Annotated in this window: 11 protein-coding genes; 6 read left to right on the top strand and 5 right to left on the bottom strand. The window is 60.9% G+C overall.

Annotation, left to right across the window (positions count from 1 at the left end; translation table 11 throughout):
* Positions 1-33 precede the first annotated feature (33 nt).
* Both DOCECA_RS01315 and DOCECA_RS01310 read right to left on the bottom strand, forming a co-directional pair.
* Positions 34-1,656, bottom strand: a complete 1,623-nt coding sequence (locus tag DOCECA_RS01315) for an ABC transporter substrate-binding protein (protein WP_445571348.1) — start codon at positions 1,654-1,656, stop codon at positions 34-36.
* 69 nt (positions 1,657-1,725) lie between these two features.
* Complete coding sequence (locus DOCECA_RS01310; protein WP_434650034.1) at positions 1,726-2,880, bottom strand: mandelate racemase family protein; 1,155 nt, start codon at positions 2,878-2,880, stop codon at positions 1,726-1,728.
* 266 nt (positions 2,881-3,146) lie between these two features.
* Here DOCECA_RS01310 and DOCECA_RS01305 point away from each other — a divergent pair, with 266 nt between their 5' ends.
* Complete coding sequence (locus DOCECA_RS01305) at positions 3,147-3,563, top strand: VOC family protein (RefSeq protein ID WP_434701192.1); 417 nt, start codon at positions 3,147-3,149, stop codon at positions 3,561-3,563.
* A 21-nt stretch (positions 3,564-3,584) separates the two neighbouring features.
* Here DOCECA_RS01305 and DOCECA_RS01300 read toward each other — a convergent pair whose 3' ends face one another.
* Positions 3,585-3,956 (bottom strand): PH domain-containing protein, encoded by a 372-nt coding sequence (locus DOCECA_RS01300; protein WP_039592153.1) that lies wholly within the window; start codon positions 3,954-3,956, stop codon positions 3,585-3,587.
* 201 nt (positions 3,957-4,157) lie between these two features.
* Here DOCECA_RS01300 and DOCECA_RS01295 point away from each other — a divergent pair, with 201 nt between their 5' ends.
* The 5 genes from DOCECA_RS01295 (at position 4,158) to DOCECA_RS01275 (ending at position 10,272) form a co-directional block, all read left to right on the top strand.
* Positions 4,158-5,153 (top strand): TRAP transporter substrate-binding protein, encoded by a 996-nt coding sequence (locus tag DOCECA_RS01295; protein ID WP_434562385.1) that lies wholly within the window; start codon positions 4,158-4,160, stop codon positions 5,151-5,153.
* A gap of 125 nt (positions 5,154-5,278) precedes the next feature.
* Positions 5,279-6,274 carry a C4-dicarboxylate TRAP substrate-binding protein DctP gene (dctP, locus tag DOCECA_RS01290; protein ID WP_434609626.1) on the top strand — a complete coding sequence of 332 codons (996 nt, stop codon included), beginning with the start codon at positions 5,279-5,281 and terminating at the stop codon, positions 6,272-6,274.
* A 66-nt stretch (positions 6,275-6,340) separates the two neighbouring features.
* Positions 6,341-6,973, top strand: coding sequence for a TRAP transporter small permease (locus tag DOCECA_RS01285; protein WP_420764103.1), 633 nt, complete (start codon positions 6,341-6,343; stop codon positions 6,971-6,973).
* A complete protein-coding gene (dctM, locus tag DOCECA_RS01280; protein WP_420764102.1) occupies positions 6,970-8,253 on the top strand; it encodes a C4-dicarboxylate TRAP transporter large permease protein DctM in 1,284 nt (427 codons plus the stop codon). The genes DOCECA_RS01285 and dctM overlap by 4 nt, the downstream gene beginning before the upstream one ends.
* A gap of 111 nt (positions 8,254-8,364) precedes the next feature.
* Entirely contained in the window at positions 8,365-10,272 is a 1,908-nt protein-coding gene (locus DOCECA_RS01275) for an alkaline phosphatase D family protein (protein ID WP_434701194.1), read from the top strand.
* Positions 10,273-10,359: 87 nt separating this feature from the next.
* On the opposite strand, the gene DOCECA_RS01270 is transcribed toward DOCECA_RS01275, so the two are convergent.
* Together DOCECA_RS01270 and DOCECA_RS01265 are read right to left on the bottom strand one after the other, a co-directional pair.
* Entirely contained in the window at positions 10,360-10,860 is a 501-nt protein-coding gene (locus DOCECA_RS01270; RefSeq protein WP_434609621.1) for a methylated-DNA--[protein]-cysteine S-methyltransferase, read from the bottom strand.
* Between the two features lie 171 nt (positions 10,861-11,031).
* Positions 11,032-13,764, bottom strand: coding sequence for a LuxR C-terminal-related transcriptional regulator (locus DOCECA_RS01265; RefSeq protein WP_445571347.1), 2,733 nt, complete (start codon positions 13,762-13,764; stop codon positions 11,032-11,034).
* Between the last annotated feature and the right edge of the window lie 119 nt (positions 13,765-13,883).

Here is a 13,883-nt window from a genome sequence, read left to right as displayed (position 1 = left end):
ATTCATTCCTGCCTTGGCCTGCGGCCGTCGATTTCAGCGCTGCTTGTAGACGTCCCGAAGGCGCGTGGTAGCGGCGGTGTGTCCGATGTAGTTGCGCACGTCAGCGTGGATCACCACCTCATCGACCATCTGCGAGACCGGCATGATTGCCCCGGCCTGTTGGTCATAGAGGGTCTGGACCTGGGCGTACATTTGCCGCTGGCGCTCGGGGTCGCGCTCGCTCTCGGCCTGTTCGATCAACTGGTTGAGCTGCGGGTTGAAGAACGAGGTGCGCCAGCCCTGGAAGTTGCTCAACTTGGCTTCGGTGCGGTTGTCCGGGTTGTACACCAGAGCGCGCAGGCTCGAATGCGGATGGCGCTCAGCCCCGCCACCACCACGCCCCACGAGGATGTCGAACTGTCGGTCGCGCATCGCCCCGTAAATCTGGTTGCCGGTGCCGGTGATGATCGTGGCCTGGATGCCCGCCTGGGCCAGCGTCGCTTGCAGGCTGGTGGCGATGTTGATGAACGGCGGGTCGGTCAGCGAGCGAATGCTCACCTTGAAGCCTTCGGCATGTCCGGCCTCCGCCAGCAGCCGCTTGGCCTTGGCCACGTCCAGGCGATAACCCGGATCGTCCAGGCGCGCCGGCAAGCCCAACTGCATCGGCCGCTGGTTGATCACGCCGTAATGCGGCATCACCACATCGTTGATGCCCTGGTAGTCGATCAACAGACGGATCGCCTGGCGCACGCGGATGTCCTGGAACAGCGGTTGCTGCATGCTCATCGCCACGTAGTACAGCGTTCCGCGGGCGATGCTCTGAATGCGCACCTCGTCGACCTTGCCCAGCGCCTTGATGTCGGTGGCGGCCATGCCGCGCGCTACGTCCAGGTCACCCCGCTCGACCATCAGGCGCAACGCCTGTGACTCGGTCATGTTGCGCATGATCACCCGGCGCAACTTCGGCGCGCCGCGCCAATAGTCGTCATTGCGACTCATCAGGATCACATCGTTGGCCCGCCATATGTCGAGCTTGAATGCGCCTGACCCGGCCGTATGCGTAGCCAGCCAGGCCGCGCCCTGATCGTCACCGACCTGATGCTGCAAGGCCACCGAGCGGTCGACGATGAAGGCACTGGGCGAAGTTGCCAAGGTATTGAGCACCAGCAGCGTATCGGTGCTGCGCGCCAGCTCCATGACAAAGGTGTGCGGCCCTTCTGCCCGCATCAGTTTGACGACATTTTCGGCTGTGAAACCGTAAGCTTTCCAAGTCGAAGCCAAGGCGCGGTTGAGGATGACAACGCGTTGCAAGGACCAGGCGACATCCTGCGCAGTGAGCGGAGCGCCGGAGTGAAAGCGTACGTCGTCGCGCAATTGAAACGTCAGGCGCATCCGGTCCGGGCTGATTTCCCAGCTTTTGGCCAAGGCCGGAACCAGCGTGTCCGGCTGCGCCGCGTCTTGCTCCAGGAGCATGTCGTAGACGTTGGCGTTGACCTCGGCAACCTCCAGGCCCGTCGCGGCGGCCGGGTCCAGGGACAACAGGTTGATCATGCTCATGCCCACCACCAATTGGTCGGCGGGCGTTTCGCCTTTGGCCAGGCTGACGGGCACCTGCACTGTGCACAGCGCCACGATGACACACAGCAGCCTGGACAGGCGCTTGGGCCAGAGTTTCATGGTTCAGTCCTTTTTTATATTTATATAGACTTGCCGTCCGGGCCATTCAGCCCCGGACGCAGTGCGCCATCAATGTCGGGATAATGTGTTGGCTTCGATATAGGCGAAGTTGATGTCCTCGCCCAACCCCGGCCGATCAGACAGGTGCACATAACCGTCGGCGTCCATCGGATCGACGATGCTGTTGAGATGCGCCGGCACTTGCTCGTAATCGAGGAACGGGTGCAGCAGGCCACGCTCGTACCAACGACAATTGCTGATCGCCCCCACCACGGCGAGGTTCGCCGCGCCGTTGCCGTGGACTTCGCAATCCATGCCGAACGACTCGGCCAGGTGCGCCACTTTCAGGCAGGGCCCGATGCCGCCGACGCCGGCCACGCCGGCGCGCAGGATGTCACAGGATTTGTGCGTGACCCAACTGGCGCGGCTGTGGAATTTGCCGGCGATGCTTTCGGGGCCCAGCACCGGAATATCCAGGTTGGCCGCCAGCCAGGCGTAGGACTCGGCGGAGTCTTCCATCATCGGCTCTTCGAACCAGGCGAAATTCAACTTTTCCAGGGCCTTGCCGATGGTCAGCGCGTCCATGCGGCTGTACCAGTGGTAGCCGTCGAGCATCAGCGCGATATCCGGGCCAACCGCTTCGCGCACGGCGGCGCAGGCCTGGATATCCATTTGCGGATTTGGCGCGAAGGAAATCGGCGGCATCCAGGTGTGCAGCTTGATTGCCTTGTAGCCGCGCTCGACGAGCTTTTCGGCAAACTGGCCGTACTCATCCGGCGTCGATAGACCGCCCGGCAGATCATCGCCGCACATCGTCGAGCCGTAGGCCAGGACTTTGTCGCGGTAACCGCCGATGAGCTTGTGCACCGGCAGGTTCAGCTTGCGCCCGGCCAGATCCCACAAGGCTTGTTCCACCAGGGCCAGCGCCCGGTCGGTGAACTGCCCTGCGCTACCGCGTTGCCAATGCGCCAGGTCCTGCCAGATGCGCTCACGATCCATCGGGTCGCGACCGATCAGCACCTTGCGCACGAAGGATTCGATGATGTGAGGTCGAATCAATTCAGGCGTACCGAACGCATAACCCTCCGATCCATCGTCGCAGCTGATCCGCAGCAGGGCCATCTTGATCATGACTTCGTCGCCGGGATGAGCGTGGCCGGCGCTGTCCTGGGCGCGACGCGACGGAGTGGAAAATATTTCGACGTGAACGCCTGTGATTCTCATAGGGAGGGCACCGTGTTGTTATTTATATTTGTATGTCGTCATACAACGCGTCCGATTATTTGGGCACCTTAGCCGGCATGTCAACCCATCAAATCAACGAAAGAAGAGATTTATCTTGTCCGGACAGCTTTTTACAACCATGACAATCTTAAGAAGTCGTCATACCACAAACCACTTCCTCGCCACGAATCAGCCCGTGCCCGTTGCGGGAATCATTGGCTACAGTGACTGGACTCATTGGCGCCAGAACTCATGCGGAGGCCGACATGAAGAACTTCAGCATCGAGCGCATCGACCACATCGTCTTGCGCGTGAAAGACATCGAACGCAGCCTCGCCTTCTACACATCGGTATTGGGTTGCGAGCTCAGGAAACGTCGGGACGAGCTGGGACTGATCCACCTCGGCGCCGGTGCATCGATGATCGATCTGGTGGACGTCGACGGGCCACTTGGCCGTCAGGGTGGCGAAGCAGCGGGCCAACAGGGCCATAACGTCGACCATTTCTGCCTGCGCATCGAACCGTTCGACGAACCAGCGCTGCTCGCTCATCTACACGCAGCCGGCCTGGAGGTCGAGAAAGCGCAAATGCGCTTCGGGGCGGAGGGTAAGGGCTTATCGATCTACTGCTGCGATCCGGATGGCAACCAGATCGAGTTGAAGGGGCCGTCGCTGGAGCCCTGAGCTCCAGCCGGCCTGCTGGGATCAGGCCAAGAGGTGCCTGGAGATGACCTTGGAGATTTCAACGATACCGGTCTTGCCGGTGAATTCGAACTTCACCTTGCCTAGGGACGAAAAGTAAATCTCCAGTTCAGAATCCAGGTCGAAGGTGCCGGAGGTTTCCACCGAGTACGCGACGATGTTTTTATAGGGCAGCGAAGTGAAGTCCTTTTTGCTGCCGGTGATGCCCTGCACGTTCACGGCAATGATGCGTTTGTTGGTAAAGACCACCCCATCGCGCATGGACTTGTAGGCGTCGATGACTTGTTCGCCGTCCAGCAAGAGGGCTGTGACGCGTTCGGCGTACTCATCGTTTTGCTTGAGCTTGAAGAAACCTTTGTTGTTGAAATCGATCATGGAGCGAAGTCCTTGCTGGTATTTGAGAACATCCTGCTTGCTTGATTCTGAAGGCCAGTCCCGGCAGGTGCCAAGCGATTTTACCCACCACGCCAAAACAGCCCGGCGGCCCGCATTTTATCTCCTAGACTTGCCATTGTTTGCTGTTCGCAGGGGCATCGAAGGTGTCCGTACGATAAACATAATTCCAAGAGATCCGCCATGCTCAAATCCTTGTGGAAAGCGCTCGCCTGTACATTGGTCATTACCGCATCGGGCGCCGCCATGGCAGCCGATCCCATCGTCATCAAGTTCTCCCACGTAGTCGCCGAGCAGACGCCGAAGGGCCAAGGCGCGCTGATGTTCAAGAAACTGGCGGAAGAACGCTTGGCGGGCAAGGTGAAGGTCGAGGTTTACCCCAACTCCACGCTGTTGGGCGATGACAAGGAGATGGAAGGCTTGCTGCTGGGAGACGTGCAGATCATTGCCAGGTCACTGGCGAAGTTCGAGCAGTACACCCGCAAAGTCCAACTGTTCGACCTGCCGTTCCTGTTCGATGACATCGCGGCGGTAGATCGCTTCCAACAAAGCCCCCAGGGCCAGCAATTGCTCAAGTCCATGGAGAGCAAGAACATCACTGGCCTGGCCTATTGGCACAACGGCATGAAACAGCTCTCGGCGAACAAACCGCTGCGCATGCCCAGCGATGCGCAGGGCCTGGTGTTTCGTGTGCAGACCTCCGCCGTGCTGGAGGAGCAGTTCAAGGCGGTAGGCGCCAAAGGGCAACCGATGATTTTTTCGGTGGTGTATCAGGCCCTGCGCGCGGGTGTGGTCAATGGCGCGGAGAACCCCTATTCGAACTTTTACAACCAGAAACTGAACGAGGTGCAGAAGTACGTCACCGAGACGGACCACGGCATTCTCGACTACATGCTCATTACCACGTCCGATTTCTGGAACGGTTTGCCAGCGGACATTCGCGTCGAACTGGACAAGATCGTGGTCGAGGCAACCGCCCATGCCAACAAAGAGGCGCAGCGACTGAACCAGCACGACAAGGAACGGGTTCTGGCCGCCAAGACCACCGAAATCACCACCCTCACGGCGGACGAGCGCAACGCGTGGCGCGACAAGATGAAGCCCGTTTGGGCGAAGTTTGAAGCAGATATCGGTCCGGACCTGATCAAGGCTGCCGAAGCGTCCAACAAGACGCAGTAAAGCCGTGCACTTGATGTCACAATGCCCCGGCAAGCTAATTTCTGCCTAGACTTGCAACTGTCCCACCGTGCGTTGTGTTTTGAATGAGCCCGCACGGGCGAAACTAAAAATAAAAGGAAACCCCAATGTTTAAACCTATGTGGAAAGCACTCGTCTGCACGCTGGCTCTCAGCGCGCTGAGCACCGCCATGGCGGCTGATCCGGTGGTCATCAAGTTCTCGCACGTGGTGGCTGAACAAACGCCAAAGGGCCAGGGCGCGCTGCTGTTCAAGAAGTTGGTGGAAGAACGCCTGCCGGGCAAAGTCAAAGTCGAGGTGTACCCTAACTCCTCGCTGTTCGGCGACGGCAAGGAAATGGAAGCCCTGCTGTTGGGCGACGTGCAGATGATCGCCCCGTCCCTGGCCAAGTTCGAGCAGTACACCAAGACGGTGCAGTTGTTTGACCTGCCCTTTCTGTTCGATGACATCTCCGCCGTGGACCGCTTCCAGCTGAGCCCAGAGGGCCAGAAACTGCTCAAGTCCATGGAAAGCAAGAACATCACCGGCCTGGCCTATTGGCACAACGGCATGAAGCAACTGTCCGCCAACAAGCCACTGCGCGAACCCAAGGACGCCCGTGGCCTGAAGTTCCGCGTTCAGGCGTCGGCTGTACTGGAAGAACAGTTCAAGGCGGTGAACGCCAACCCGCGCAAGATGAGCTTCGCCGAGGTGTACCAAGGCCTGCAGACTGGCGTGGTCAACGGTGCGGAAAACCCGTACTCGAACATCTACAGCCAGAAAATGCATGAAGTTCAGAAGTACATCACCGAGTCCAACCACGGCTTGCTCGACTACATGCTGATCACCAACACCAAGTTCTGGAACGGCCTGGACCCAGACGTTCGTACCGAACTGGACAAGATCGTGGTGGAAGTTACCAAGCACGTGAACAAAGAAGCCGAGCAACTGAACCAGAAAGACAAGCAGAACATTATCAACGCCAAGACCACCGAGATCATTACGCTCACCCCTGAACAGCGCAACGAATGGCGCGAGAAGATGAAACCGGTGTGGAAGAAGTTCGAAGGTGACATCGGTGCCGACCTGATCAAGGCCGCCGAAGCCTCCAACAAGGCTCAGTAATGGGTTGGCCGGCGCTGCCGTCATGGCAGCGCCGACCTGTCGTCCTCCCTGCAGGAGATGCCATCCATGAACGCCCTTCGGCGCACTTGGGAACATTTCGAGGAAGCTTTCATTGCCTTCCTTTTGGCCGCCATGACGTTGGTCACCTTCGTCTACGTGGTCCTCAACAACCTTTATGCGGTGTTCTACAGCCTTGGCGACAACTGGCCGGCCGCCAGCGAGCCCATGTTCGCCATCGGCGACGGCATCATGGGCATGGCCCAGGCCATGACCTGGAGCAGCTCCTTGACCAAGGCGCTGTTCGGCTGGTTGATTTTCTTCGGCTTGTCCTACGGCGTGCGCACCGCCGGGCACATCGGTGTCGATGCGCTGGTGAAACTGGCGAGCAAACCGGTGCAACGCTACATCGGCGTGATCGCCTGCCTGTGCTGCCTGGGTTATGCCGGGTTGCTCGCGGTGGCGAGTTTCGAGTGGATCAACACCTTGATGATTGCCGAGATCGGCGCCGAAGACCTCGGCCACTTCGGCATCATGCAATGGCATATCGGGCTGATCGTGCCCGTAGGATTCGCGTTGGTATTCATCCGCTTTGCGGAAATTCTCGTACGCATCCTGATGAATCGTCAGACCGGCCTGGGCCTGGCTGATGAAGCGGCGGAAGCGATCAAACTGACCGATATCGAGGAAGACAAGCCATGACCATTGCCTTCCTGTTCCTCGCGTTGTTCGTGCTGATGTTTATCGGCGTGCCGATCGCGATTTCCCTGGGCCTGGCCGGATCGCTGACGATCATTTTCTTCAGCCCCGACTCGGTACGTTCCCTGGCGATCAAGCTGTTCGAAACCAGCGAACACTACACCCTGCTGGCGATTCCGTTCTTCCTGCTGGCCGGTGCGTTCATGACCACGGGCGGCGTGGCGCGACGGCTGATCGACTTTGCCAACGCCTGCGTCGGCCACATCCGTGGCGGCCTGGCGATTGCGGCGGTGCTGGCGTGCATGCTGTTTGCCGCCTTGTCCGGCTCCAGCCCCGCGACGGTAGCGGCGGTGGGTTCCATTGCCATCGCCGGCATGGTGCGCTCGGGTTATCCGCAGGCATTTGGCGCGGGTATTGTCTGTAACGCGGGCACCCTGGGCATCTTGATCCCGCCGTCGATCGTCATGGTGGTGTACGCCGCCGCGACCGAAACCTCGGTGGGCAAGTTGTTCATGGCCGGTGTGATACCGGGCCTGCTGCTTGGGACCGCCTTGATGGTGGTGATCTACATTGTCGCGGTGAAGAAAAACCTGCCGGCCATGCCCAGGGCAACCTTGCGTGAATGGCTGACGGCAGCGCGTAAGGCAGGCTGGGGCCTGCTGCTCATGGTGATCATCCTCGGCGGGATTTATTCGGGGATGTTCACACCCACCGAAGCAGCAGCCGTGGCGGCGGTCTACTCAGCGTTTATCGCACTGTTCGTCTACAAGGACCTGACGTTCCGCGAAACGCCCAAGGTGCTGTTGGAGTCGGCCAAGTTGAGCATCATGCTGATGTTCATCATCGCCAACGCCATGCTCTTCGCCCACGTGCTGACCACCGAGCAACTGCCGCAGCAGATCACTGCGTGGGTGATCGAAGCCGGGCTGACGCCAGTGACCTTCCTGCTGGTGGTGAACATCGTGCTGCTGATTGCCGGTGCGTTCATGGAGCCGTCGGCGATCATCCTGATCCTGGCGCCGATCCTGTTCCCCATCGCCATGAAACTGGGCATCGACCCGATCCACCTGGGCATCATCATGGTGGTGAACCTGGAGATCGGCCTGATCACACCGCCGGTGGGGCTGAACCTGTTCGTCACCTCGGCGGTGACAGGCATGTCGTTGACAGCGACCATCCGCGCGGCCATGCCGTGGCTGATGATCCTGCTGGCGTTCCTGGTGCTGATTACTTATGTGCCATGGATCTCGTTGGCATTGCCGAACTGGCTGGGCATGAGCTAAGTCTTGTGGCGAGGGAGCTTGCTCCCTCGCCACACCAGTGCAGCCTCCACAGCCCTCGGGCACATTGCGTTATGATCCTCGCTTTCTTTTGAAAGCAGAGCTTTTCCACGCATGTTGCCGTCCTCTTCCGACACCTCTTGCACCCTGCCCTCCGTCCTTGTAGGCCCGCTGCTTCGGCGGCTGGAGCCCCGGCGGCTGGTGATGTGGCTGGTGGGCTCGCGGCCGTTGGCGTTGACCTTGCGGCTGGACGGCGCAGCCGATCTGCAACTCGACGCCCTGCATTGCACGGTGGTGCCGGTGGGCCGCCACGCGTTTGTGCATTTGATCGATGTGCAACTCGATACCGCCCTGCCGCTGGACGCGGCGATTGACTATGACCTGCTGGTGGACGGTGCCGGCATCGCCGAATGGGCGCCGCATCTGGTGTATGACGATGCACGGTGTCCAAGTTTCATGGTGCATTCGCGCATCGACCAACTGGTCCACGGCTCCTGCCGCAAACCCCATTTCCCCGCCAACGACGGATTGCTCTGCGTCGACCGGTTGTTGGCGCAATCCCCCGAACAACGGCCGGCGCTGCTGATGATGAGCGGCGACCAGGTGTATGCCGATGATGTGGCGGGCCCGATGCTGCGGGCGATCCATGCCTTGATCGAGCGCCTTGGGCTGTTTGAAGAGTGCCTTGAAGGCGCGGTGGTGCAAGACAGCGCCAAGCTTTACCAACACCCGGCCAGTTACTACCACCGCGCCGATCTGCTGCCGGCACTGGAAAGCAACGAAACCCTGCGGGAACGATTTTTCGGCGGGGCGCGCAAGCCGATCTTTACCAGCAGCAGCGCCGATAATCACTTGGTGACCTTCGCTGAAGTCATGGCGATGTATTTGCTGGTGTGGTCACCCGTGCCGTGGACGCTGATCGATCCGCAACCGCCGGAACTGACCGTCGAACGGCGCCAGCGCTACGAGCTGGAACACCAACGGATCGAGGCCTTCAAGACCGGGCTGGACGGCGTGGCGCGGGTATTTGCTCACCTGTCCTGCCTGATGATCTTCGATGATCACGACATCACGGACGACTGGAACCTGTCCGCCCAATGGGAAGAAACCGCCTACGGTCATCCCTTCTCCAAGCGCATCATCGGCAATGCATTGATCGCCTACATGCTCTGCCAGGGCTGGGGCAACAACCCGGATGCCTTTGGTGAGGTCATCCAGCAAACCGTGGCCTTGAGCGGAACCGCCCAGGACCGCTACATCGACAGCGCCCCCCAGGATGCGTTGATCGATAGATTGCTCAGTTTCCAACAATGGCATTACGTGTTGCCGACGACCCCGGCGTTGGTGGTCCTCGACACCCGTACTCGCCGTTGGCGCAGCGAGAGCAGTCTCAAGCAGCCGTCGGGCCTGCTGGATTGGGAGGCCCTGAGCGAACTGCAACAAGAATTGCTCGACCACCCTTCGGCGATCATCGTCTCGCCGGCGCCGATTTTTGGCGTCAAGCTGATCGAGACCGTACAACGGGTGTTCAGCTGGTGCGGCTACCCGCTGCTGGTGGACGCGGAAAACTGGATGGCCCACCGTGGCGCGGCCCAGGTGATCCTGAATATCTTCCGACACTCGCGCACACCGGGCAGCTACGTGGTGCTGTCCGGCGACGTGCATTATTCGTTCGTCTACGAGGTATTGATCCCACATCGCAAGGGTGGCCCGCGCGTCTGGCAGATCACCAGCAGCGGCATCAAGAATGAATTTCCGCCGGCGTTGCTGGAGTGGTTCGACCGCCTGAACCGCTGGCTCTATTCACCCCGTTCGCCGTTGAACTGGTTCACCAAGCGCCGCAGCATGCGCATCGTTCCCCATGTCCCGGAACACGCCGAGGCCGGGGAACGGTTATGGAACTCGGCCGGGATCGGCCAGGTATTTTTCAACGAACAGGGGCAACCGGCGCGAATCTATCAACACAATGCCGATGGCAGGCCGCCAACGCGCATGCTGTCGCCAAAAAACCCCATGAGCTGATCACTTGCTGTCAGAGGTCATCAACGCCTATGCAACTGAACGACCGCTTTCGCGAGCAAGCTCGCTCCCACAGGGGGTTGGGCCAGGTCAGAATGCCAGTTGCAGGCTCTGCTGGCCTTCAAGGCTGAGCAAATACTGTTTGGCGGCGAGGCCGCCGGCGAAACCGGTGAGGCTGCCGGATGTACCGATGACCCGATGACACGGGGCGATGATCGAGATCGGATTGCGGCCGTTGGCCGCCCCTACCGCCCGGGTCGCGGTCGGTTGGCCGATCTGGATGGCGATGTCGCGATAACTGCGGGTTTCGCCGAACGGGATGGTCAGCAACGCCTGCCAGACCCGCACCTGGAAGTCAGTGCCGGCGAAGTCCAGTGCCAGCTCGAACTGGCGGCGCTGACCGGCGAAATATTCAAGCAACTGGCGCTCGGCCTCCTTGAGGGTCGGGTGATTGCTGTCGAGCTCCAGCGGTCCGAGGCGCACCCGGTTGAGCCGTTCGTTTTCCCACAGGATGGCTGCCAGCTTGGCGTCGCGAGCAACGAGGATCAGCTCGCCGACCGGGGATGGGATGGTTTTGTACAACGGCAACATTCGAGTGATTCCTTGGCTCAAACCCAATAGGTGCTTGTGGCGAGGGAGCTTGCTCCCGCTGGCATAAAGCAGCCCCATGCAAAGCCTGATACACCGCGGCGCTTGATGTTGGGGTCCGCTTCGCAACCCAGCGGGAGCAAGCTCCCTCGCCACAGGTTTCTCACAGCATCGTCATCCCAACAATCCCAACGCTTTGGCACGAGCCACGGCCTGGGTGCGGCGCTCGACGCCGAGCTTGCTATTGATATGGCTGGCGTGGGTCTTCACCGTGTGCAGCGAGATGAACAGTTGCTCGCTGATCTCCTGATTGGAACATCCCTGGGCGATCAGTTGCAGCACCGCTCGCTCCCGGCTGCTGAGGGTCTCCACCGATGGCGCGGCCTCGACAGGCAGTACCGTCGACGGTAAACGATCGAGCAACTGTTGACGCAACTCGCTGTGCGGCGCTTGCAGCAGTTGCTCACGCAACCATTCGGGACGCTCCTTGAACAACCATTCAAATGGCTGCAGCGCCCCCCCGATGGCGGCTTCGAAAGCCTCGGCCAATGTGCCGCGCGCATCGGGTTCGCGGCCCACGCTCAGCAGCAAGGCGACTTTCTGGTTGAGCACCATCACGGCGAGCATCTGCCGTCCGGTTTGCTGGGCGTGCTGGAGCAACGCATCGAGCCGCCCTTCAGCCTGCATCGGCTGGCCGCGGATGGACTCCAGCAGGGCTTGCTGCAGCTCGACATGCAGCGGCAGTTGCGGATGGAATTCCGGTGGCGCGGCGGCGCGTTCGCCGGTATAGGTCTGCCCCAGCCGCGCCAGCCAGGCTTCGGCCAGTTCAGTGCGACCCTGGGCCAACCAGAGCTCGCATTTCACAAGGGTGATCATCGCCAGGTAGTACACCGGCGGAACATCCCAGATATGCATCAGGCGCTCGGCTTCGGCCAGTTCGGCAAAGGCTCGGGCAAATTCGCCCGCGTGGCCTTCGACGCGGGCGATCACGCAATGGCCGATCAACACGCTGATATCCCGGCAGGTACGGGCTTCAGTGAGGCCTGCCTGCAACCGCGCCAACCCGGCCGTGGATTGCATGCGCAGCGTCAACAGGAAACCTTCGTACAGGACCAGTCGCGCGCGCACCGCATACAACCGTTGAGGCGAGAGCGCGTGCAAGCGCTGCAAGCCCTGTTTCACCTCATCGAGCGCCCTCAGGATTTCCCCTCGGGCCTGCAACACCCGGGCGCGATCGTAATGGGCCAAAGCCTCGAAGAGGGGGTTGCCGACCCGCTGCGCCAGTTCCAGGGAATCGCGGTTCAGCGCCCGGGCGCGCCACAGGTCGCCGTCGGCAATCGCCAGGTTCGACAAGGTGGACAAGCACATCAGGCGTTGGCCGTAACGTTTTTGCGGCAGGCTTTCCAGGGCTTCGGTGCAATAGCGAAGGGTGGCCTGGCGATCGCCACGGCCACGGGCGACGATGCCGCTCAGGGCCAGCCACTGGGCGAGCATGGATTTATGCGCGGTGGCCGACGGGGCCGGCAGGAAGCGGCTCAAATGAGCGGCCAGCTCCTGCGCGGCATCGAGTTGGCAGGCCAGGCCCAAGGCCCAGCTGTAGAGCACGATCAAGCGCGGCGTGCTGATGAGCAGGCTGTCGGGCAGGTCCATTTTCCAGCGCAGCAACATACCGACATTCTGTTCGGCCAGCAGTTGTTCCTCCGAAAGGTTTTGCACCAGGTTTGCCGCCACGTCCAGATGCCCGGCGCGTAGCGCCTGCTCCACGGCTTCATCGATCAGGCCTTGTACGTTGAACCAGCGACAGGCGCGCAGGTGCAACGTTGCGCCCGGCACCATGGCTTGCGCGCTGGGCCGACTGCGCAACAGATCGGAAAACAGGTGATGGAAGCGATACCAGCGCCCGTGCTCGTCCAGCGGCACGAGGAAAACCTGATGGGCCGCCAGGTATTGGAGAATTTCCTGGCTGTCGTGGGCGTCGCGCACCGCATCGCACAGCTCGCTGCAAAAGCGTTCCTGCGGGGCGATGTCGTAGAGAAACGCTTGCACCTCGGCGGGCAGGCAATCGATGACTTCCTCCAGCAGATAGTCACGGATCAGCCCTTCCCCGCCGTGCAGGGCCTGGGGCAATCGCCCCTCGCTGCCGGCCTCGGAAGCAGCCAGCAGCCAGAAACGCAGCCCGGCGACCCAGCCTTCGCTGCGCTGGATCAGGTTTTCCAAGGCTTCCCCACGCAGTGAACTGCTGTGGTGCTGGAGCAGCGTCAGCGCTTCGTCGTGGGTCAGGCGCAGGTCCTGCTCGTTGAGCTCGAGCAACTGGCGCGACAGGCGCAAACGCGCCAGATGCCAGTCCGGCCGCTGGCGACTGGTCACCAGCACCAGCAACCCATCGGGCAAGTGGTTGAGGAAAAACTGCAAGCAGCGATCCAGCACCGGGCTCTGGGCAAGATGGTAGTCATCGAGCACCAGCAGCAAGGGCGCCCGTGGCGATAGATGCCCGGACAGCTCGTCCAGCAGGCCGTCCAGCCATTCCTCGAAAGCAAAGGGCTGGTGGCGCTGGCGCATCTTCAACAGGCCCAACGCCTGGCCGCCCAACTGGGGGAAAAACGCCTGGAGCCCTTCAAGCAACCGCTCCAGGAAACGCCCCGGATCGTTGTCCCTGGCACTGAGCCCCAACCAGAGGCTGTGCCAATGCGTCGGCAAACCCTGGCAAAACTCCACCGCCAACGAGCTCTTGCCGAACCCCGCCGGGGCGCTCACCAACAGCAACCGGCCACCGAGCCCAGCGCTCAGGCGCTCGCACAACCGCGGCCGCACGACGTGGCCATCGGGCAAAGGGGGGCGATAAAAGCGCCCTTCCTGTACCGCGAAGGCTGCGCGGGAAGAATCCGGGAGTGAAGACAGATCAGTCATGGCCGGCTCTTGTTGGAATGCGGGTGGCGGCGTTGCAGATGTCCGCAGACTAGCCGTAAACGAGGACGTATTGAAGGGAGTGCTACAAATGGCTACAAAAAGACTACACATTGTTTATC

It is taken from the genome of Pseudomonas sp. E102 (genome assembly GCF_052660185.1).
Note: the sequence above shows the minus strand (reverse complement) of the source record. Positions and strands in the feature narration are given on the sequence as shown.